Raw genomic sequence first — 21,252 nt, 5'->3', positions numbered from 1 at the left:
TTTCATTTCATTACAACCCATTCGAATAAGAAGACAAGGCCCGTGCCCCCACCCTCACCTCATGAAACTGGCGCGCGCCCGGCGAGGGCAGCCGAGCAAGGGCCGCCCCGCAGCGAGGGCTGCGTCCCCCTTCCCGAATCGCGCAGCGATTCGAGAGAAGGGGGAAGTGGCGCAGCCACTCAGGGGGATGTTCCAAGTCAGCCGCGCAGCGCAACGTTGTTGAGCTTGTCCAGCCGCTCCGGCCAGGTGCCCTCCACCGTCGCGCCCTGCAGCAGGATGCGCGTCCAGGCCACCCAGGCGTCCCATTGCACGCGTTTGTCCCACGAGTTGCCCCAGGCGCTGAACAGGTGCAGCGCGCTCTCGGCGGCGGCCTTGGCGTCGTCCTGGCGGCCAGCCGACAGGTACAGCTGGGCCAGCACCATCTGCGGCTCGCCCACCCAGGGGTTGTGGCGCACGGCGCTTTCCAGCACACCGGTGGCCACATCCAGGTCCACCAGCGGCTGGTCTTGCTGGATCACCGACCAGTACAGCGAGGCGGCCGCCGCCTCGTTGGCGGCCGACAGGTGCTGCGTGCAATGGCCAAACACCGGTGGCACGGGCAACAGGCCCTTCAGGCCCGGGTGCTGCAGCGCCTTGGCCAGCCCGTTGATCTGGTGCACCATGCGCCCCGATGGCCGCATGGGCCCGGGCCAGAGCGATGCCGCCCAGTGGGCCTTCTGGTGGCGATGCTGCACCTCCGGGAAGCGCGAGAAGATGTCGTCCTGCCAGCTGAACCACTGCTCGATGGTGTCGGCCATGCTGACGATGATGAAGGTGGCTACCTCGTATGGCGTGAGCACATGGTCCATGCCGTCCTTTTGCAGCACCAGGCTGCCATCGGCCTCCAGCGCATGGGCCAGCACCTTCTGCACAAACTGCGTGCGCGACTGGGTGCAGAACACATAGACCAGGTGCTCGGCCGATTCACCCACCAGGTCGCGCACGCGGGCGCGCTCCTGGGCCGGGTCGAACTTCACCAGATCCACGAACGCATTGCCGTACACGCTGTGCAACAGCCCCAGCAGGCGCACATCGCGCGGCTGCTGCCACATGGTGAGCGAGCGCGCCACGCCCACCAGATGGTGGCGGAAGGTGCCCGCCTTGTGCCAGTCCTGCCCCACATTGCGCGCCAGCACTGTGGGCAACACGGGGGCCAGGTCCGGGTCACGTGCCAGCCACTCCTCGTCCAGCAAGGTCTGGGCACGGGCGAACAGGTCAGCATCCAGGGAATGAAACGGCAGGGTCATGGTTTTTGTCTCCGGCGGTCGAAGGTGCGTGAAATGCAAAGTACACACAGTATCAGCATCGCCAGGACCTGCGCCACTCGCCATGGCGCGATCAAATCACAAGAAAAATAGTGGCTTGTCGCTTATCCACATTGTATTTTTAGCTATTCAAATAATAGCAATCTACCCGCCAATCCTGTGCCATGGCCGGTCCGCGCACCAATCTGTGGCGCCATCATTTCAGACAATTTCCAGTTTTATGGATTTTTTTCCATTAAACTGACCTCATGGACATCCACACCCGCATCGCCGGCAGGCTGCGCGAACTGCGCGACGCCCGGGGCTATTCGCTCGACACCCTGGCCGAACGCAGCGGCGTTAGCCGCTCCAACATCTCGCTCATCGAACGCGGACAAAGCAGCCCCACGGCGGCTGTGCTGGACAAGCTTGCCATCGGCCTCGGCGTGGCCCTGGCCTCGTTTTTTGACGACAGTGCCCGCAGTGGTCAGGCGCCCTCCCCGTTCATCCGCGCGGCCGACCAGCCGCTGTGGCAAGACCCGGCGTCGGGCTATATGCGCCGCCAGCTCTCGCCGCCAGCGCGCTCGCCGCTGCAGCTGGTGGAAGTGGAGTTTCCGCCCGGCCAGCGCGTGGCCCTGGACTCTGCGGTGCACGACGCCAACATCCACCAGCAGGTCTGGGTCATCGAAGGCCGCATGGACCTCACCGTGGGCGGCACCACCTGGCCGCTGGAGGCAGGCGACTGCCTGGCCATGCAACTGAGCCAGCCGATCGTGTTCCACAACCCCACGCGCAAGGCCGCGCGCTACCTCGTGGCCCTGGCCACGCTCGCGCCGCAGGGTTTTGCGCCGCGCGTGGCCTCCCCCGCGCCACCATCCCCCTCCTCCAACACCACAACACGGAGAAAATCCCCATGACCGCCCCGCTGGCCCTTTCATCGCCCTGCGTGGATGCCCCCCACGCATCCACCACCGTGCGCCGCCTCGGCCCCAACGAAGCTGCCGCCACTGTGCCAGCCCTGGCCGACGTGCTGATCGACTGCGTGCAGGGTGGCGCGTCGGTCAGCTTCATGCAGCCCCTGCCGCGCGATAAGGCTGTGGCCTTCTGGCACAACGTGGCCGAAGGCGTGGCGCGCAACGAGCGCGTGCTGCTGGTGGCCGAAGACGCGCAAGGCGCCGTTGTGGGCACCGTGCAGCTCGTCACCGCGATGCCCGACAACCAGCCCCACCGCGCCGACGTGGCCAAGATGCTGGTGCACCGCAAGGCCCGCCGCCAGGGCATCGCCCAGCAGCTCATGGCAGCCGTGGACGACGCCGCACGCGCAGAGGGAAAAACCGTGCTGGTGCTCGACACCGTCACCGGCGGCGACGCCGAGCGCCTGTACGAACGCGCAGGCTGGCAGCGCGTGGGCGTGGTGCCCGGCTACGCGTTGATGCCGGATGGCGCGTTGTGCGGCACCACGTTTTTCTTCAAGCACCTGTGATGGCGCGGCCATCGGCCATGCTGGTGCGCCAGGTCAGGAAGACCAGCAAAGCGGCCAGCAACAACAAGGCGGCGCTCACGGCAAAGGTGCTCTGGTAGCCGCTGCTGTCGAACAGCAGGCCACCCACCGTGGAGCCCAGGCCAATGGCCAGCTGAACCACCGCCACCATGAGGCCACCTCCGGCTTCGGCGTCCTCCGGCATCGATCGGGCGACCCACGTCCACCAGCCTACGGGCGCAGCGGTGGCCACCAGGCCCCACAGGCCCAGCAATGCCGTCACAGCGGTCAACCGGTCGCCCAGGCAGATCAGCGCAACGGCGATGAGCGCCATCAGGAGGGGTGCCATGAAAAGGGTTCGGTAGAAGCCCCTGGCCAGCACCGCACTGACGAGCGTGGTGCCCACAAAACCCGCCACCCCGATCACCAACAGCACGAATGACAGGGTGAACCCGCCTACATGCGTCACGGTTTCCAGAAACGGCCGCAAGTAGGTAAACAGCACAAACTGCCCCAGGAAGAAACTGCCCACGGCCAGCATGCCGACAGCAATCACCCGGCGCTGGAGCAGCCTCAAAACAGCGCCAGAGCCCCCAGCACGCTGCGGCCCTGCAGGCATTGGCGGCAGGCTCACCCACTGCCAGACGAAGGCAACCACCGCCACCGGCACCAGGCACAAGAAGGCCCCGCGCCAGCCGATCACAGCCCCCAGATAGCTGCCCAGCGGCGCCGCCACCACCGTGGCGAGTGCGTTGCCGCCATTGAAGATGGCCAGCGCCCGTGGCACCTGCTGGACAGGCACCAGCCGCATGGCCGTGGCTGCCGACAAGGACCAGAACCCGCCCACCACCACCCCGATGAGCGCGCGCCCCACCATGTACACCGCGTAATTTGGTGCGAGCGCGATGACCGCCCCGGAGAGGCACATCAGCGCCGTCAGTCCCAGCAGCAGGGTCTTGCGGTCCATCCTGCCTGCGAGCGCCGCAATGCTCAGGCTGGTGAGCACCGCCAAGACGCCGGATGCCGCAATGCCCTGCCCAGCCCAACCTTCACTGACACCCAGGTCGTCGGCCATCGGCGTGAGCAGGCTGACCGGCATGAACTCCGAGGCGATCAGCGCAAACACGCAGAGCGTCATCGCGAATACCCCGCTCCAGCGCGCAGGGTCCACCGCCGCACCACGTGCGTCGCCGGCGTCGCCCGGTGGTGGCGCGCCGCAAACCTGAGTCGTCACCATTTACGCCAGGTGTTTGCCGAAGAACGCCGTCAGCTTGTCCCACGGAATCAGGGTCACGCGGTCGTACAGATCCACATGGCCCGCACCGGGGACGATGTACAGCTCCTTGGGCTCGGCAGCGCGCTTGAAGGCGTCTTCGCTGAACTCCTTGGAATGCGCCTGGTCGCCCGTGATGAAGAGCATCGGGCGTGGAGAAATCGTCTCGATGTCATTGAACGGGTAGAAGTTCATGAACTTGACGTTGCTGGTCAGCGTGGGGTGGGTGGTGGTTTTGGGTGAGCCGCCCTTGGGCGTGACCTCGCCACGCGGGGTGCGGTAGAAGTCATAGAACTCCCGCTGAATGGGGTGTGTGTCTGCCGTCAGCGCGTGCACCGTGCCACCGGTGTACTGGATGGCCCCGCCGGTGAATTCCACGTAGCGCTGCTCGGCAGCGGCGGCAATGATCTGCTTGCGCTGCTCCACAGTCTGCGAGTGGTTCAGCGCATCACGGTTGGCAGCGCCCATGTCGTACATGCTGACCGTGGCGATGGCCTTCATGCGCGGGTCAATCTTGGCGGCACTGACGACAAAGCTGCCACTGCCGCACACGCCAATGGCACCGATGCGCTCGCGGTCCACCATCGCCTGCGTGCCCAGAAAATCCACCGCCGCGCTGAAAGCCTCGGCATAGATGTCTGGCGCCACGGCGTTGCGCGGCTGGCCGTCGCTCTCGCCCCAGAAAGGCAGGTCCAGCGACAGTGCGATGAAGCCCTGCTCCGCCATCTTGGTGGCATACAGGTTGGCGCTTTGTTCCTTGACCGCGCCCATGGGGTGGCCCACCAGAATGGCCGGGCTTTTCTTGCTGCGGTCCAGGTTCTTGGGCACAAACAGGTTCCCGGCCACCGCCATGCGGTACTGGTTCTTGAAGGTCACCTTGCGCACCACCACCCGGTCGCTCTTGTAGAAATTGTCGGCACCACTGACCTTGCCGGGTGCTGGCTGCGGCCCCGCCGCCATGGCGCTGCCGCCCACAGCAGACAACCCGCCCAGGGCTGCGGCTCCGAAACCCGCCCGGATGAGAAAGTCGCGACGGTCCGAAGTGGGGTGATCTGTGCCGGGTGTTGTGTTCAATGCGCGGAATGCGCCCAACGTGCTGAGGGTGTTGTCCATGTTCGATGGTCCTGTGAATGGGGAAAATGAATGGGAGAAATGACGAAAAGTGGGCGTTGAGGCCGCTGGGCGGCAAAGACGGCGGCCGGGAATACGCTGGCGTTCCGCCCGCTTGCTTCTTTCTGTCCGGCCGCCGTTCAATCGCTGGCACGCTCGATGCGCACAGTGAATGGCGCAGGCCGCTGCAAGGCAGACAGGCCGCTGTCTACCTTGCCGAGGCGCACCAGGCCTCGGTCGTAAACGGTGCCACTCAGATAGATCGCCAGGTTGCCCCATGGCGCGTAGTAAGCAATGTCACCGGTCACGGGGGTCATGCCCATGGACGCCTGCGCGGTGGGCAGCTTGCGCGGCAAGTCGGTGATGCGTTCAATCGCTGCGTAGTCCTTCAGCGTCACCGAAAGCGGCAGCATGGCCGCGAAATCGCGGGCGACCACGGAATCTTCCAACGTGGCAGTGGCAACGGCGTCGTCGAGGTGCAGGCGGATTTTCATGGGCTTTTGTTGTGCAAAGGCTGGTGCGGGCGCCATGCTGGCGGCCAGGCACCACGCAACGGAAAAACCCGCCAGCGAGCGGCGATGGAGGAGAGGCGGAAGGTTGCGCAAGGTCATGAAAAAGGAGTTTGCCTTCCTTCCAGAGCCACGACTAGATAATGAATACCGAATGGCTTTATAAGCCTGGCTAACCAATCAAATGGGGAAATCGAACATGGCGCGACGCAACCTGAATGACCTGCTGGCCTTCGTCACCGTGGCGCGCGAGGGCAGCTTCACCCGGGCCGCCGCCACTCTGGGCGTCACGCAGTCCGCGCTGAGCCAGACCATCCGTGGCCTCGAAGAGCGCCTGCAGATCCGGCTGCTCACGCGCACCACACGCAGCGTCTCGCCCACGCCAGCGGGCGAACGCCTGATGCACGCCATCGGCCACCGCTTTGACGACATCGAGGCCGAGCTCGATGCCCTGACCGCGCTGCGCGACAAACCCGCAGGCACCGTGCGCATCACCTGTGGCGACCATGTCATGCACACCACGCTGCTGCCCAAGCTCATGCCGCTGCTGCACGAGAACCCCGACATCACGCTGGAGTTCGACATGAACTACGGCTTTCGCGACATCGTGGCCGACCGCTTTGACGCCGGGGTGCGCCTGGGCAACACCATCGACAAGGACATGATTGCCGTGCCCATCGGCCCGCCCTTGCGCATGGCCGTGGTGGCCTCCCCCGGCTATTTTGCTGCCCATCCCATTCCGAAGACCCCCCACGACCTGACGGCGCACCGTTGCATCAACCAGCGCATGCCCACTTCGGGTGGCTTGTATGTGTGGGATTTCTCGCGCAAGGGCAAACAGGTCAATGTGCGGGTGGACGGCCCGCTGATCTTCAACACCGCCCCGCCCCAGGTCGATGCGGCACTGGCGGGGCTGGGCATCGCGCTGCTGCCCGAGGATGAACTGGCCTCCCACATCGAAGACGGCCACCTGGTGCGTGTGCTGGAAGACTGGTGCCCCCCGTTTGCGGGCTACCACCTGTACTACCCCAGCCGGCGCCAGCCATCACCCGCTTTTTCGCTGGTGCTGCAGGCGTTGCAACTGGGGGAGAAAGGCCGTCGGTAGGGTACCTCGTGGCCGGGTTGGCGGCCTGGGGCAATGGCACGCTCACCAGGCCCCACGGGCGCCCTTTGCACAGATCCCTCCATGGCGCGGGCCTGCACGGGACGAAAAAAAACCGGCTCCGCAGAGCCGGTCTTTCGCAGAAGGTTGCTGAGCTCAGTAACGACCGCCGCCGTAGCCACCCGTGCCATAGCCAACGTCCGAGCGCTTGCTGGCTGTGTAGCCACCCGCGCCGCCCGAACGAACACCACCTTCTTCACGGGGGCGGGCCAGGTTCACGACGATCGAGCGGCCGTCGACGGACATGCCGTGCAGGGCGCTGATCGCGGCCTGGGCGACTTCAGCCGAAGCCATTTCCACAAAGCCGAAGCCCTTGGAGCGACCGGTTTCGCGGTCCATCATGACCTTGGCCGAAGTGACATTGCCGAACTCGGAGAAATTGCTTTCCAGGACGGAGTCGGTCACGGAGTAAGGCAGGTTGCCCACGTAGATTTTGCTGCTCATGAAAAGAGCCTTTCTGAAGGAGGGTGCGCAACGAATGACGCACCGTTGGGGATACGGGATGTGCAGACTGGGAGTCCGCCACAACTTGGAAGGTTGGATGGAGTCTGCGGTCAGCAGATCATCAACACGCCGGAGGGTGCAACATGCACGTTTGCAGCCAGCCCTGGGTGACTGCAAAGAGCCGGGCGGCTTCGCGCGAGGCAAAGGCTTTGTCAAAACGGAACACGCGGCAGTAGCTGCCGTTGCCCTGGGAACGATGGACCGAGAAGGAGGCACGAAAGCGGCCGCAGTCGGTCGGGTGTGTCGCGGGCGAAACGACGTACTTGCCCATGGAAATGGCGGTCTGTGAAATCTGATTCATTCAGGATCGCAGGCTTGGAAATCGACCTGCGTGAGCATCGAAGGACTCGGTCGGCTGCAGCTCTACAGACCAACTGGGCGACAAGGTCGCAAAAGGCGGCCTGCGTGGGCGGCTTGACGCCGCTGAGCAAGCGTTGCGGTGACGGCACGCGTCAAGAGCCGTGACTACAACCAAGCCAATTATATACCAATAAGCATTTAATTGGCAATTAATATTATTTTTAGTATTAAAACCGCTGCACCGCCCACACCCTGCTCCACTCCCCGTTGGAGGCAGGCCACCCTCAACTACATCGACGGATCAATCAGCACCTTGGCGCCGGTATTGCGCGGGCCATAAAACGCGATGGCGTCAGCACTGAGCGCGCCCGCCAGCGATACCGTGCGTGCGTAGTGGCTGGCGAACGTGGTCTTCAACTCGGCCGCCACGCGTGCGCGCAGTGCCTGGGCGGCAACATCGCCTATCTTGTTCAGGAACGGGAACAGCAGCCACCCACCCACGCCCCAGGCCATGCCGAAGGTGCGCTGGATCTCGGTGGGGCGGGTGTCCAGGTGGCCATACAGGTAGACCTGCTTGTGCACGGCCGAGCCGTAGCGGCTGTATTCCTTGGCGCTGCGGTTGATGGCGCTTTCCATGCACTGCAGGATCTGCCCAGCCAGCGTGCCACCGCCCGTGGCGTCAAAGGCGATGGTGGCGCCAGTGGCCGCGAGCGCGTCGGTCAGGTCGGCCATGAATCCAGGCGCACTGCTGTCGCAGACGTACTGGGCGCCGGCCTCGCGCAGCAGCACCGCCTGTTCGGGTTTGCGCACGATGTTGACCAGGCCAATGCCGTCTTTCTGGCAAACCTTGTTGAGCATCTGGCCCAGGTTGCTGGCCGCCGCCGTGTGCACCAGCGCCGTGTGGCCCTCGCGCTTCATGGTCTCGACCATGCCCAGTGCGGTCAGCGGGTTGACGAAACACGATGCCCCTTCGGCGGCCGTGGTGCCTTCTGGCAATGGAAGGCACTGCGCAGCCGGCATGGCGCGGTACTGCGCATACATGGCTCCGCCAATCACGGCCACCGTGCGGCCCAGCAGCGCCTGCGCGGCGGGAGAGGCTCCTGCGGCCACCACCAGCCCCGCGCCCTCGTTGCCCACGGGCATGCTTTGACCGAGGCGTGCAGCCATGCCCGGCATCGCGCGCTCGGGGATGCGGGCAGTCGCCACGGGCAAATCGGCACTGCCAGCGACCTGCACGGTGGACAAATCGGCAGGGCCCAGCAGCAGGCCGATGTCCGACGGGTTGATGGGCGTGGCTTGCACCTGGATCAACACCTCGTCGGGCCCCGGGGTGGGCACGGACACGGATTCCAGGCTGATCTGCAAGGTGCCGTCGGCTTGAACCAGCGAGCGCAGTTGGAGTGCGGTAGTCGGGATGGAGGGGTTCATGGGTGACTCGCGGTAGGGGTGTGGAAATGGGGCCGTGCGCTCGGCGGACTGTGTGGAGGGAGGCGCGGGACCGAGCTGGCCAGAGCCTCTTCGCTATCAGCCGTCATTTTTGATCAAGTGGGCTGGCTTTGCTGTCCCCCACGTTTTTCGCCGCACACAACACGCGCCGGTCGGTGGCTGCTGAATCCGCTCCGACTACTTCCCCACCCCAGCCTCTCTGCCTTGGGTTGCGTACTGAACGTATTCCGAGCTCAGGCGACGCGAGTGGTTGACCAGGGCACGCACCCAGGGCAATCGTACGGACTCGTAGCGTTGCAAGGCGGCGGAGAAGCGCTCGCTTGAAGGACGCTCGGCAAGCATGCGGGCCAGCACCACGGCGTCATCTACCGCTGCTGCGAAACCACTCCCCGTCATAGGCGACACGGTGTGGGCGGCATCCCCCACAAGCGCCAGAGGGCCCTGAGCCAGCCTCTCGGGCAGGTACTCCGCAATGGAGGCACCACTGAGCGAATCTGTGGATCGCACCCCAACCGTCACAGCCTCAGCCCATGTCTGCGGCCACAGCGTCGGAACCATGGCCACCAGCTCCAAGCGGATATCTGCATCGATGTTCCTGCGCCCCAGTGTGCCGACGAGGTGCCCATCGGGTGTCAAGCGGTTCATGGCGCGCAGCAGTCCATCGCGGTGGGCGTCGAACCATGCAAAAGTCACCTGGCGCCGCCCGATATCGGTGGAACCATCGCGCCCCGGCACAACAGCAGCCACCAGACGATAGCCCTGCACAAAGTCAATCCACAGCCCGCCATTCGATGGCCATGAGACGGGGTGCTTCAGCGCTTGCTCCGGCACCAGGCCTCGCCAGACCAGATAGCCCGCATAGCGGGCAAAGGGAGCTTCGGGCAACACCGCTCGGCGGACAACGCTCTGATACCCGTCGGCACCAATGACCGCATCAGCCATGGTTTGGGTTCCATCGGAAAAGGACAGCTCTGCCATGCCGTCCCGCGCCCGGACCGACGCGACGGCTTTGCCCCCTTGAAGCACGATGCCCGGTGTCTCGCCGACCCGGTCACGCAACCAACCGTACAACGCAGGCCAGGTTGTCAAATGCCGGTCGCGGTAGGCTGGCACCACGGGCAGCACCGGGTAGGAGCGCGGGTCGTGACCCACGGCCCTTGCAATGGCAGCGAGGTCAACGCTCAGGCTGTCTCCGCCTTGCGCCCTCCCGGCAGCCCGCTCCACGACCTGAACGGGCACCCCTCGTGCAGCGCTCGCGAGGGCCAGCGTCAGCCCGGCCAGTGAGCCCCCCACCACGACCACCAGAGGTTGTGAAGAAGTCATCGTGGGCAAATCTGCGCGGATAGAAGATATGGTGCCTACAGGTCAAAGCGCCTCATGCCCAGGCTCACAGGCACATCAATCACATTAGGCGATGGCTGCGCCCAGCGCAGGGAACACATCCGTGAACAGCAGGGTGATCAGCTGCTCGCCGGTGGGGGTGGACCAGTCCTGTGCAATTTCAGCCATCAGCGTGTTGGTGGCGGTGAGCACGACACCTGCGTCGTGCATGCGCTGGCGCGAAAACTCTTCGGACAGATCGCTAGGCGAGCCGGAGGCGTCCATCACTGCCTGCACGCCGAAACCTTCCTTGGCGGCATCCATGGCGGGGAAGATAAGGCATACGTCGGTGGTCACGCCAGCCATGATGAGGTTCTTGCGACCGGTGGCGAGCACCGCCTTCTTGAAGTCGGGGTAAGCCCAGGCGTTGACCACGCCAGGGCGCTTGATGCGAGCGTCATGGGCCTCAGGGAGAATCTTTGCAATCTCAGGAAGGATGGGGCCCTGGGCGCGCTCTTCCTGGCTGGACGTGATGACGACCGGCATGTTGAGAATCTTGGCCATCTTCGCCAGGGCAATCGACTGCTTGGCCGCCAGTTCCCTGTCGATGTTCTTGATGAGTTGCATGGTACCGACCTGGTGGTCGATGAGCAGCAAGGCAGAGTTTTCGGCGGTGAATGTTTCAACTTTCATGGTGTAGCTCCTGAGTACCTAAGTGGTCAATGAATGAAATGGGGCGTAGGGGACACCCGCCCCGGCGGTGTGTGGCGCCCTTAAAGGCTTCCCAACTCGCCACGTTGATAGGCGGCGGCTGCAGCAACCAGATGATCCTGGTTGGCAAACGCCATCGGTCCGTTCGACAGAACAGGTTGGTGCAAGGGTTGACCGATGAAGACGGCAACCTTGGCCCCGCTCGTCCTGGCCATCAGCTTGTGGGTCGTCGCCTCCGCGCTGGTTGGCAGGACGGGGGCGCTGAGGTCGTCGAGACCGAACACCTCCCCGTCAATCTCAGCGCTGCCAAACACCGGCATGAAGAACGCCCGTTGACCGGCGGGCACGGGTATCTCCACGGATGCCCATGGCTCCAGCGTGACGTCCAGCAGGGTAACGTCGGTCGGGGGAGTCAATGGCGACTTCACGTCTCCAAAGCTGCCCAATGGCACACGCACTCTGGCCCCTGAACGTTGCACGACAGGCACGTCCTGCGGGCGCAAGGTCAATGCAAACGGAGCATCGGCCTGGCGAGCTTCCGGCAAGTTGACGAAGATTTGCAGCAGGTGCGTGGTGCTTCCCAGGACGGCCGGGTTTTCTTCATGGACCACCCCGCGCCCTGCTGCGGTCCAGTGCAGTCCGCCAGGCTCAATCAACGTCCTGTTCCCTTGCGAATCGCGGTTGGCAATGCCTGTCTCCGAATCCAGGAAGAGGTAGGTCACGGCAGAGAACCCGGCATGCGGATGCGGCGGGAACGTAGGTGCGCTCATCCAGGCATGGTCGATGCCCATGAAGGGATCGAGCAGCGTTGGATCGGAGCCGTGCAAGCGGTAGGCGCGGAACTGCGTTCCCCGGTTGGCGCGTTGCATGCGGGCGATGGTCGTCATGATGGCTTTCTCCTTGTGGCGTTGGCCACTTCAATCGGCTTCAGCGGGCACCAGCGCGGGATAGTCGATGTAACCTTTGGCAGTGGGTGGTGCGAAGAATGTGTTGCGGTCGGGTGCGTTGAGCGCAGCACCCACGCGAAAGCGCTCTGGCAGGTCGGGGTTGGCGAGGAACGGCGCGCCAAACACGGCGGCGTCGGCCTGCTTGTCTTGCAGCAGCTTTTCGGCGCTTCCTTTCGTGAGGCCGCTGCCCATCAGGTAGGTGCCGCTGAACAGGGGTCGCAGCACGGCGTGGTAGTCCACGGCAGGGTTGCCGAACAGTGCGACATGCAGATACGCCAGGCCCCGGTCGCGCAGTTGACCCACGAGGTACGTGTAGGTTTCTTGGGGCGCAGCATCCGTGATGCTGTTGTAGTTCATCTCCGGCGAAATCTTGATACCGACACGGTCTGCGCCGGCTTCGGCGGTCATGGCGTCCAGCACCTCCAGAACAAACCGCGCGCGGTTCTCGACCGAGCCGCCGTACAGGTCCGTGCGCTGGTTGCTTCCCGAGGACAGGAACTGTTCGGGAAGGTACCCCGACGCTGCGTGCAGTTCGACACCGTCAAAGCCCGCGTCGAGGGCCCGGCGGGTGGCCTGGCGGTAGTCGTCGATGACCCCGGCAATTTCTTCCAGACCCAGCGCACGGGGCGTCACGAAGTCCACCTGGCCCGCAGGTGTCCAGGCTTGCCCCTCGGGCTGGATGGCGGAGGGCGCCACAGGCGTCTGGCCATGGAGCAGCGATGGGTGCGACACACGGCCGCAGTGCATGAGCTGCATGAAGATGCGCCCGCCACGGGCGTGCACCGCCTCGGTCACATTCTTCCAGGCCACGACCTGGGCTTGCGTCTCGACGCCGGGCGTGTTGACGTAGCCCTTGCCCAAGGCCGAAGGAAACACGCCCTCGGTGATGATCAGACCGGCACTGGCACGCTGGGCGTAGTAGGTCACCGTGATGTCGCCCACAACACCGTCATCGCTGGCGCGAGAGCGTGTCATGGGTGCCATGAGGACGCGGTTCGGGGCGACAAGGCGGCCGATGCGGATGGGTGTGAACAACGGGTTCATTGGAATTCCTTGGGCATTTGGGGGTTTGGGTTGATAGACAGGCCGCGACGGCAATGTCAAAAGCACTGGCAGCCGGAGACGGCCCATCCGGTGGGACCGTCCCTTTTGCTTTGTGGCCCTGCGGAGAGAGCGGCCGTGCTGGTGAACATCGAATCGATCCTTTGAATGCGATGTCAGTATTTTTTATTATTCCCACCAAGAGATAAATACATAAAAATGGCAATCATTGATTCAAAAATGGAGCAATCAATTGGAGTTGCTGAATGACATGGCGCTGTTTGTGGAGGTGGCACACGCACGCAGCTTCAGGGGCGCGGCCGATGTGACCGGCGTACCGAACTCGACCCTGTCACGCAGGATCAGCGCGCTGGAGAAAGCCATCGGCCTGCGACTGCTGCATCGCACGACACGCAAGGTTGAACTCACGGAAGCCGGGCAGCTGTACTACGAGCGCAGCCGACGAATCGTGGATGAAGCGCGCATTGCGCACGAACAGCTTAGCGAAATGCTCGCGCAGCCCAGCGGCGTACTGCGCGCTTCTCTACCGGTCGATTTCGCGACCATCTACATGGCGCCGCTGGTGGCAGACTTCGCGCGCCGCTATCCCGGTATCAGCTTCGATTTCGACCTCACTCCCCGGCGCGTGGACCTGGTCTCCGAACCGTTTGACGTGGCCATCCGCATGGGGGACCTTAGCGACTCCAATCTGATTGCCAGGCTGCTGGCCCGCCTCTCGGTGCAGGCCTATGCATCCCCCAGCTATCTGAAGGTGTCGGGTACGCCGGAGCATCCATCGCAACTGTCCCGGCACGAGTGTCTCGGGTTCCCCAAGGCAGCAACCTGGGAGCTGCACCGAAGCGGAGAAACCGTGAAGGTTGATGTCGGGGGGCGATTCCTGGTCAACAGCGTAGGTATGTTCCGCAGATTGGCCACATTGGACATGGGCATCGTTCTCCTGCCTGCAGAAATCGTGGCCGATGACGTGGCGGCGGGTCGCCTGCAGAAGGTTCTCCCGGACTGGGAGGGCAAGCCGACTCCGGTCTATGCATTGACGGAAACACGCCTGCTGCCTGCCAAGGTGCAGCGCTTCATCGAGTTCCTGCAGGAGCGCCTGAGCCAGCGGGGCGACGAGGCGCGGGACTAGCTGCAGCTCATCTACTGCCCTGCCCCACCCACCGGCTTTGGCCTCACCAGCCGGACGGGCAGTTTGCTGGCCCTTGCGGCATCGCCCCGCGCCTCGCCAGTGGAAAGGTTCACCGCCCAGCCGTTGATCATGGCAGCCTGCCGCGCACCGTCGCCCGCACGGCCTTGTGCGATGTTGCCGTAGGTGTAGGGATTGACGTTGGGTGCGCTCACGTTGCTGGTGGCGGACCAGTGCCACTCGCCGGGCGCGGCCGGAAAGAGGATGGGGTTGGTGCCCGGGGGGGAGAGCGATTTGTCCACCAGGCGCTGCAGCTCTGCCGCGCGGGGCAGGCGCCAGCCCACACCCTCAGCCTTCCAGCGGTCGGCGGCCAGGGTGGTGGCTTCGGCGCGGTCCAGCAGCAGGGGCTTGCCGGTGCAGGTCTTGCCGGTCCATTGCATGCCTTCCACGCAGCGCGGCCAGGCAAGCCCGGCGCGGTGGTCCAGCACATAGGCACCGTCGTCCGACAGCGCCCAGTCGGCCGATGCCGTGGGGTCGGCGGCCAGCACTGGCAGGGCTGCGAGGGTGCAGGCCAACAAGGTCGAAAGTTGCGGAATTGGTTTCATGGGCAAAAACGGACTCGAACGCTGACACCCTACCCGCACAGCGACACCAGCGCCACCCCTTCCGATCAAGAAACCGTCAACGCGCGTTTGCCCACCCTGCCCGCCACTCCCGCCGGTGCCCCCGACGCTGCCAGCGCCTCGGCCAGAAACCCTACAAAGGCCTGCACCCGCGTGGAGAACTGGTGCCGCTGGGGGTACACGGCATAAATGTCGGCCGCCGGGGTCTGGTACTGCGGCAGCACGGGCTCCAGCAAGCCCTGCGCCAAGTGGCGGTTCACGTCCCACTCCGCGCGCATCACGATGCCATGGCCCTGCAAGGCCCACAACACGGCGATCTCGCCGTCGTTGGTGGTGAGGTTGCCGGTGATCTTGATCGACTCGGTGTGTGCCTTGCTGCCGCGCCCGGTGGTCAGGCGCCACAGGCCATAGGCCTCATCGCCTTGGCGGATGCCGATGCAGTGGTGCTCCATCAAGTCGCGCGGCACCCGGGGCCTGCCATGGCGGTCCAGGTAGGCAGGCGCGGCGCACAGCACGCGCCGGTTGGGAGCGATGCGGCGGGCGATCACGCGGCCATCGGGCGGCTCACCAAAACGCACGCACACGTCGTAGGCGTCGTCGGTGATCGGCGGCGGGTGCACCGACAGTTGCAGCTGCACATCCACCTCGGGGTACTGGCGCACAAAGTCCGAGATCACGGGGGCGATGTGCATGCGGCCAAAGCCCAGGGTGGCGTTCACGCGCAGCAGGCCCTTGGGGCTGGCCTTGGACTGCACGATGAGTTCATCGAGCGCATCAATCTCGCGCAGGATGCGGCGCGCGTGCTCCAGCAGCAGCTCGCCCTCGGGCGTGAGGCTCATGCGGCGCGTGGTGCGGTTGACCAGCACCACGCCCAGGCGCTTTTCCATCTGCGTGAGGTGCTTGCTGACCGCCGCCGTGGAGACCCCCATTTCGCGCCCGGCGGCGCTCAGGCTGGGGCTGGCGGCCAGCGCAGAGAAGAAGCCCAGTTCAGCGGGTTGAATGGTGGAACTCATCGAATAGCTCTTAACTGCAGGTTAACGATGGATTCACTTTAGCGCCGTTCCGTAAGGGCGTCCAGGCCTACAGTCCTTCTCAACGTTTGGCTTTTCTCGTGTCTCGTTTTCCACGCCCGGCCATCGCGGCACGGGCATTCCCAGACCTTTCCACCAAGGCATCCGCATGACCACCTATCAAATCGCCACCATCCCCGGAGACGGCATCGGCAAGGAAGTGATTCCCGCCGGCCAGCGCGTGCTCGAAGCCCTGTCCGCCCAGCACCCCGGCCTGCAGTTCGAGTTCGAAAATTTTGGCTGGGGCGGCGACTGGTACCGCGCGCACGGCGTGATGATGCCGGCCGATGGGCTGGATGCCCTGCGCGGCAAAGACGCCATCCTGTTCGGTTCTGCCGGTGACCCGGACATCCCCGACCACATCACGCTGTGGGGCCTGCGCCTGAAGATCTGCCAGGGCTTCGATCAATACGCCAACGTGCGGCCCACACGCATCCTGCCGGGCATCGATGCGCCCCTAAAACGCTGTACGCCCAAGGACCTGGACTGGGTCATCGTGCGCGAAAACTCCGAGGGCGAATACTCGGGCGTGGGCGGCCGCGTGCACCAGGGCCACCCCATCGAGGCGGCCACCGATGTGTCCATCATGACCCGCGTCGGCGTGGAGCGCATCCTGCGCTTTGCCTTCCGCCTGGCGCAGTCGCGCCCCCGCAAGCAACTCACCGTCATCACCAAGAGCAATGCCCAGCGCCACGCGATGGTGATGTGGGACGAGATCGCCGCGCAGGTGGCAGCCGAGTTCCCCGATGTGAAATGGGACAAGGAGCTGGTGGACGCCGCCACGGCCCGCATGGTTAACCGCCCCGCCACGCTCGACACCATCGTCGCCACCAACCTGCATGCCGACATCCTCAGCGACCTGGCCGCCGCGCTGGCGGGCAGCCTGGGCATTGCACCCACCGGCAACATCGACCCCGAGCGCCGCTACCCCAGCATGTTCGAGCCCATCCACGGCTCGGCGTTCGACATCATGGGCAAGGGCCTGGCCAACCCCATCGGCACCTTCTGGTCGGTGGTGATGTTGCTGGAGCACCTGGGCGAGACCGATGCGGCCCGCGACGTGATGCAGGCCATCGAACAGGTCACCGCCAACCCGGCCCTGCACACCCGCGACCTGGGCGGCACGGCCACCACGGCGCAGGTGACGGACGCCGTGTGCGCGCTGGTCAGCGGCACACAGGCCGCACGCAAGGCCGCCTGATCGCGCACGCCCACGGCCCGCAAAGACGGGCCTGGGCACCGCCCGGCGGACACAACAACAAGGTCGCAAAGACCATGCATTCGCCGCACCACCATCCTTTCGGAGACAAACCATGCACCTCCCTGTTGCCCACCACACCGGCATCTCCCAGCCTTTGCGCCGCCACCATCTAATGGCCTTGGCGGTCGCCGCCGCAGCCGCCTGCCTGCTGCCCAGCACAGCCGCCCACGCGCAGGCCTGGCCGACCAAGCCCGTCACCATCGTCGTGCCGTTTGCGGCGGGCGGCACCACCGACGTGCTGGCGCGTGCGCTGGGTGAAAAGCTGGGCACGGCCCTGGGCCAGCCCGTGATCGTGGAAAACCGGGGCGGCGCGGGCGCCACCATTGGTGCCGACTACGTGGCCAAGGCACCGGCCGACGGCTACACGCTGCTGATGGGCGCAGTGCACCACACCATTGCCACCAGCGTGTACAAGAAGCTCAGCTACGACTTCCAAAAGAGCTTTGCGCCCATCACCACCGTGGCCCTGGTACCCAACGTGCTCGCGGTCAGCGCCACCACGCCCGCCAAGGATGTGAAGGAACTCGTGGCCCTGATCAAGGCAGCGCCCGACAAGTTTTCATATGGCTCCAACGGCGCGGGCACGGCGCAGCACCTGATCGGCACGCAGTTCTCCACCGCCATCGGCCAGCCGCTGCTGCACGTGCCCTACAAAGGCAGCGGGCCGCTCACCACCGACCTGCTGGGCGGGCAGGTATCCATGTCGTTCGACACCATCACGCCCGTGCTGCCCCACATCAAGGCCGGCAAGCTGCGCGCGCTGGCCGTGACCACGGCCAAGCGGTCCTCGTCGCTGCCCGACGTGCCCACGCTGCAGGAGAGTGGTTTTGCGGGCTTCGACATCGGCACCTGGTTTGGCGTGCTGGCACCGGCACGCACGCCCGCCGATGTGGTGGCCAGGCTGAACGCCGAGATGGTCAAGGTGATCCAGTCACCCGACTTCAAGAAGCGCATGCAAGACATCGGCGCCGAGCCTATCGGCAACACGCCCGCGCAGATGGCCGAGCAGATTGCCAGCGACACCACGCGCTTTGGCAAGCTGGTGGTCGACCACAAGATCACGACCGATTGAACCGACCGAAACGACTGACTGTGCGCCTGCGGGGCGGGTTGGTATAACGCCTGCCATGACGCCCAACACCATCGAGCCCACCGTTCCCGTCGCCCTCATCCGTGCCCTTGAAGAGCGCGCCTTCAACGCCTGGCCAGCGCGGCAGACGGTGTTTCACCGGGGCTGGGTGTTCCGGTTGTCGGGGGGCTACACCAAGCGCGCCAACTCGGTCAATGCGCTCGTGCCCGGTGCGCCGTTTGATGGGGTGCGCGAAGCGGCTGCGGCGCTGTATGCGCGGCATGGGCTGCCCGCCGTGTTCCGCATCTCGCCCCTGGCCCCGGCCGGGGCCGACCAGGAGCTGGCCGAGGCGGGCTACCAGCACTTCGACCCTTCCCTCGTCCTGCACCGGCCGCTGGCATTGGGTGGTGCAGGCAGCGTGGGCAGGCCCGATGGCAGCACCCCCATCGCCACCACCCCCTCCAATGCGTGGCTGGAGGGTTTTGCCGCTGCCAACAGCGTGCCCCTGCACCACCGCGCCCTGCACAACAGCATGCTGGACCACATCGCCCACCCTGCCGCGTTTGCACTGCAGCACGACGCACAGGGCCAACCCGTGGGCTTTGGGCTGGCGGTGCTGGAGCGCGGCGCCGTGGGCCTGTACGACCTGGCCGTGGCGCCCGAGCACCGGGGCGGCGGGCGCGGGCGCGCGCTGGTGACGGCCCTGCTGCACTGGGCGGCCGAGGCCGGGGCGACCAGTGCCTACCTGCAGGTGCGCGCGCAGAATGCTCCGGCGCTGCGGCTGTATGAGTCGATGGGGTTCAAGACGGCGTATGGCTACCACTACCGGGTGCCGGGTTGAGGGGGTTTTTTCCAGACTCCCTCTCCCTTTGCGGGAGAGGGTTGGGGAGAGGGGTAGGTCAGCGCAGCACACTCCGTTGCCCCCTCTCCCCCCGTCCTCTCCCGCAAGGGGAGAGGGAGTGAAGACCGGCGCCGTTGCTGGCTCAGAGGTTTGAGATCGAAAATTTGAATGAAATTGGCCCCTGGCGCTTGACCATCAAGCGCTAGCAGCTATTTATTCAATAGCAAACAATGCCCGGGCCCAATACCCAGATCACCGATGGCTCAGCCTGCGCACAGCCCAGTCGCCCAGGCTCTGCACCGCCTGCACAAAAAAGATCAGCACCAGCACCACGGCCAGCATGATCTCGGGCAGAAAGCGCTGGTAGCCGTAGCGGATGCCCAGATCACCCAAACCACCACCGCCAATGGCTCCGGCCATGGCCGAGTAACCGGTGAGGCTGACGAAGGTGATGGTCAGGCCCGCCACGATGCCGGGCAGCGCCTCGGGCAGAAGCACCTTCCAGACGATCTGGCTGGTGGTGGCGCCCATGGCCTGGGCGGCCTCGACCAGGCCATGGTCCACCTCGCGCAAGGCCGCTTCAACGAGGCGGGCCACAAAGGGTGCGGCAGCAATCGTCAGCGGCACGACGGCAGCAGCCGTGCCGATGGACGAACCTGTGATGAAGCGCGTGAACGGGATGATGGCCACCAGCAGGATGATGAAAGGCGTGGAGCGCACGGCGTTGACCAGCCAGCCCACCAGCTTGTTGACGGGCCCGTTTTCGAGCACACCGCCGTGGTCGGTCAGGCGCAGGAAGACGCCCAGCGGCACGCCCAGCAGACCACCCACCAGGCCAGAGATGCCGACCATGATGAGCGTTTCCCACAGCGAAGAGGCAAACAGATCCAGCATGGCCGGAGTGAAGTTGTTGAACATGGTTATCTATCCTTCTCAGCCTGCCACGGCCACTTCTTGCACCTCGACACCGCCCGCGCGCAGGTGCGCCACGGCGCCGCGCAGGCGCTCGGCCTCGCCACTGGCGTACACCGCCAGCGAGCCAAAGGTTTCGTCCTGGATCTCGTCCACCTGCCCGTGCAGGATGCTCATGTCCACGCCGAACTCGCGGATCAGCTGCGACAGGATGGGCTGATAGGCGCTGTCCCCCGCATACGACAAGCGCAACAGCTGGCCGGTGCGGCCTGTGCTGAGTTGGCCTGCGAGCTTGCGCACATGGCCGAGCACGCTGGCGGGCAGCTCTTGCGGCAGGATCTCGTCGATCAGGCTCTTGGTGATGGTCTGCTGCGGGCGCGTGAAGACCTCCAGCACGCGGCCCTGCTCCACGATGCGGCCCGCCTCAATCACCGCCACGCGGTCGGCCACCTGCTTGATGACCTGCATTTGGTGGGTGATGAGCACCACCGTCAGGCCCAGCTCGCGATTGACCTGGCGCAGCAGGTCGAGGATGGAGCGCGTGGTCTCCGGGTCCAGCGCCGACGTGGCTTCGTCGCTCAGCAGCACCTTGGGGCGGCTGGCCAGTGCGCGTGCAATCCCCACGCGCTGCTTTTGCCCCCCGCTGATCTGCGCGGGGTAGCGGTCGGCCAGGGCTGACAGGCCCACGAGCTCCAGCAGCGGGTTCACGCGCTCGCGGATGGCGGCTTTGCTCATGCCGGCCAGCTCCAGCGGCAGCGCGGCGTTGTCGAACACCGTGCGCGACGACAGCAGGTTGAAGTGCTGGAAGACCATGCCGATTTCGCGGCGGGCCTCGCGCAATTGAGCGTCATTGAGTTGCGTTAGGTCGCGGCCATCGACGAAAACCTGACCCTGGGTGGGCCGGTTGAGCAGGTTGATGACACGCACCAGCGAGCTTTTGCCCGCGCCGCTCTTGCCGATGATGCCGAACACTTCGCCCGGGTTGATGTGCAGGTCGATGCCGCGCAGGGCCTCGACCGGGCCTTGTGGGCCCTGGTAGGTTTGGGTGATACCCCGTAAGTCGATCATGAAATGCAGTGGCGCAGCGTAGCCATGGGTCGTGGCCTCTGCCGCAGGGTCAGGGTTGGGTCGGTTGGGATGGGCGACTGTAGTGGCAGATCGTAAGTTCACAAACGATTGAAAAATCGGGTGATTAGATCGCCTGGTTATGAAGCGCGTGGTAGTCCCTCTTCAATCGCTATTGTTT

General features: G+C 65.0%; 22 protein-coding genes. 7 read left to right on the top strand and 15 right to left on the bottom strand.

What is annotated here, in order from left to right:
• Positions 1-197: 197 nt before the first annotated feature.
• The gene (locus ARADN35_RS0109670; RefSeq protein ID WP_010461492.1) at positions 198-1,286 is read right to left on the bottom strand and encodes a DUF6817 domain-containing protein; all 1,089 of its coding nucleotides are present in this window, start codon (positions 1,284-1,286) and stop codon (positions 198-200) included.
• Positions 1,287-1,552: 266 nt separating this feature from the next.
• Here ARADN35_RS0109670 and ARADN35_RS0109665 point away from each other — a divergent pair, with 266 nt between their 5' ends.
• Together ARADN35_RS0109665 and ARADN35_RS0109660 are read left to right on the top strand one after the other, a co-directional pair.
• On the top strand, positions 1,553-2,200 hold the full coding sequence (locus ARADN35_RS0109665) for a helix-turn-helix domain-containing protein (RefSeq protein WP_010461490.1): 648 nt from the start codon (positions 1,553-1,555) through the stop codon (positions 2,198-2,200).
• Positions 2,197-2,766, top strand: coding sequence for a GNAT family N-acetyltransferase (locus ARADN35_RS0109660; protein WP_010461488.1), 570 nt, complete (start codon positions 2,197-2,199; stop codon positions 2,764-2,766). Before ARADN35_RS0109665 ends, ARADN35_RS0109660 begins: the two co-directional genes overlap by 4 nt.
• On the opposite strand, the gene ARADN35_RS0109655 is transcribed toward ARADN35_RS0109660, so the two are convergent.
• The 3 genes from ARADN35_RS0109655 to ARADN35_RS26140 all read right to left on the bottom strand — a co-directional run bounded on the left by ARADN35_RS0109655 (position 2,753) and on the right by ARADN35_RS26140 (position 5,640).
• Complete coding sequence (locus ARADN35_RS0109655) at positions 2,753-3,901, bottom strand: MFS transporter (RefSeq protein WP_010461486.1); 1,149 nt, start codon at positions 3,899-3,901, stop codon at positions 2,753-2,755. The genes ARADN35_RS0109660 and ARADN35_RS0109655 overlap by 14 nt on opposite strands.
• 99 nt (positions 3,902-4,000) lie before the next feature.
• Positions 4,001-4,996, bottom strand: coding sequence for an alpha/beta hydrolase (locus tag ARADN35_RS0109650; protein ID WP_081474599.1), 996 nt, complete (start codon positions 4,994-4,996; stop codon positions 4,001-4,003).
• Positions 4,997-5,286: 290 nt separating this feature from the next.
• Positions 5,287-5,640 (bottom strand): cyclophilin-like fold protein, encoded by a 354-nt coding sequence (locus ARADN35_RS26140; RefSeq protein WP_035196926.1) that lies wholly within the window; start codon positions 5,638-5,640, stop codon positions 5,287-5,289.
• A gap of 214 nt (positions 5,641-5,854) precedes the next feature.
• On the opposite strand from ARADN35_RS26140, the gene ARADN35_RS0109640 reads away from it, so the two are divergent.
• Positions 5,855-6,760 (top strand): LysR family transcriptional regulator, encoded by a 906-nt coding sequence (locus tag ARADN35_RS0109640; protein ID WP_010461478.1) that lies wholly within the window; start codon positions 5,855-5,857, stop codon positions 6,758-6,760.
• A gap of 153 nt (positions 6,761-6,913) precedes the next feature.
• Here the strand turns inward: ARADN35_RS0109640 and ARADN35_RS0109635 are convergent, their stop codons facing one another.
• From ARADN35_RS0109635 to ARADN35_RS0109605, 7 genes are all read right to left on the bottom strand, one after another.
• A complete protein-coding gene (locus ARADN35_RS0109635; protein ID WP_010461476.1) occupies positions 6,914-7,261 on the bottom strand; it encodes an RNA recognition motif domain-containing protein in 348 nt (115 codons plus the stop codon).
• A 121-nt stretch (positions 7,262-7,382) separates the two neighbouring features.
• Positions 7,383-7,622, bottom strand: a complete 240-nt coding sequence (locus ARADN35_RS0109630; RefSeq protein WP_010461474.1) for a hypothetical protein — start codon at positions 7,620-7,622, stop codon at positions 7,383-7,385.
• A gap of 287 nt (positions 7,623-7,909) precedes the next feature.
• The gene (locus ARADN35_RS0109625) at positions 7,910-9,049 is read right to left on the bottom strand and encodes a zinc-binding dehydrogenase (RefSeq protein WP_010461472.1); all 1,140 of its coding nucleotides are present in this window, start codon (positions 9,047-9,049) and stop codon (positions 7,910-7,912) included.
• 195 nt (positions 9,050-9,244) lie between these two features.
• Entirely contained in the window at positions 9,245-10,390 is a 1,146-nt protein-coding gene (locus ARADN35_RS0109620) for an FAD-dependent monooxygenase (protein WP_029413797.1), read from the bottom strand.
• An 84-nt stretch (positions 10,391-10,474) separates the two neighbouring features.
• Complete coding sequence (locus ARADN35_RS0109615) at positions 10,475-11,080, bottom strand: isochorismatase family protein (protein ID WP_010461470.1); 606 nt, start codon at positions 11,078-11,080, stop codon at positions 10,475-10,477.
• An 80-nt stretch (positions 11,081-11,160) separates the two neighbouring features.
• A complete protein-coding gene (locus tag ARADN35_RS0109610) occupies positions 11,161-11,985 on the bottom strand; it encodes a pirin family protein (RefSeq protein WP_010461469.1) in 825 nt (274 codons plus the stop codon).
• Positions 11,986-12,015: 30 nt separating this feature from the next.
• Entirely contained in the window at positions 12,016-13,089 is a 1,074-nt protein-coding gene (locus ARADN35_RS0109605) for an alkene reductase (RefSeq protein ID WP_010461468.1), read from the bottom strand.
• A 250-nt stretch (positions 13,090-13,339) separates the two neighbouring features.
• Here ARADN35_RS0109605 and ARADN35_RS0109600 point away from each other — a divergent pair, with 250 nt between their 5' ends.
• Positions 13,340-14,233 (top strand): LysR family transcriptional regulator, encoded by an 894-nt coding sequence (locus ARADN35_RS0109600; RefSeq protein ID WP_010461467.1) that lies wholly within the window; start codon positions 13,340-13,342, stop codon positions 14,231-14,233.
• Between the two features lie 11 nt (positions 14,234-14,244).
• Here ARADN35_RS0109600 and ARADN35_RS0109595 read toward each other — a convergent pair whose 3' ends face one another.
• Complete coding sequence (locus tag ARADN35_RS0109595) at positions 14,245-14,835, bottom strand: Lcl C-terminal domain-containing protein (protein ID WP_029413794.1); 591 nt, start codon at positions 14,833-14,835, stop codon at positions 14,245-14,247.
• A 65-nt stretch (positions 14,836-14,900) separates the two neighbouring features.
• Positions 14,901-15,866 carry a LysR substrate-binding domain-containing protein gene (locus tag ARADN35_RS26135; protein WP_010461460.1) on the bottom strand — a complete coding sequence of 322 codons (966 nt, stop codon included), beginning with the start codon at positions 15,864-15,866 and terminating at the stop codon, positions 14,901-14,903.
• Between the two features lie 166 nt (positions 15,867-16,032).
• Between ARADN35_RS26135 and ARADN35_RS0109585 the strand changes: the two genes are divergently transcribed.
• The 3 genes from ARADN35_RS0109585 (at position 16,033) to ARADN35_RS0109575 (ending at position 19,094) form a co-directional block, all read left to right on the top strand.
• On the top strand, positions 16,033-17,124 hold the full coding sequence (locus ARADN35_RS0109585; protein WP_010461453.1) for a tartrate dehydrogenase: 1,092 nt from the start codon (positions 16,033-16,035) through the stop codon (positions 17,122-17,124).
• A gap of 172 nt (positions 17,125-17,296) precedes the next feature.
• Complete coding sequence (locus ARADN35_RS0109580) at positions 17,297-18,256, top strand: Bug family tripartite tricarboxylate transporter substrate binding protein (RefSeq protein ID WP_010461451.1); 960 nt, start codon at positions 17,297-17,299, stop codon at positions 18,254-18,256.
• Positions 18,257-18,311: 55 nt separating this feature from the next.
• Positions 18,312-19,094 (top strand): GNAT family N-acetyltransferase, encoded by a 783-nt coding sequence (locus ARADN35_RS0109575; protein WP_010461449.1) that lies wholly within the window; start codon positions 18,312-18,314, stop codon positions 19,092-19,094.
• A 252-nt stretch (positions 19,095-19,346) separates the two neighbouring features.
• Here ARADN35_RS0109575 and ARADN35_RS0109570 read toward each other — a convergent pair whose 3' ends face one another.
• Positions 19,347-20,012, bottom strand: a complete 666-nt coding sequence (locus tag ARADN35_RS0109570; RefSeq protein WP_010461447.1) for a methionine ABC transporter permease — start codon at positions 20,010-20,012, stop codon at positions 19,347-19,349.
• Positions 20,013-20,027: 15 nt separating this feature from the next.
• Positions 20,028-21,074, bottom strand: a complete 1,047-nt coding sequence (locus tag ARADN35_RS0109565) for a methionine ABC transporter ATP-binding protein (protein ID WP_010461445.1) — start codon at positions 21,072-21,074, stop codon at positions 20,028-20,030.
• Between the last annotated feature and the right edge of the window lie 178 nt (positions 21,075-21,252).

This window comes from Acidovorax radicis N35, assembly GCF_000204195.1.
Taxonomy (GTDB): Bacteria; Pseudomonadota; Gammaproteobacteria; order Burkholderiales; family Burkholderiaceae_C; genus Acidovorax; species Acidovorax radicis.
This window is presented reverse-complemented; position numbering and strand designations above follow the sequence as displayed.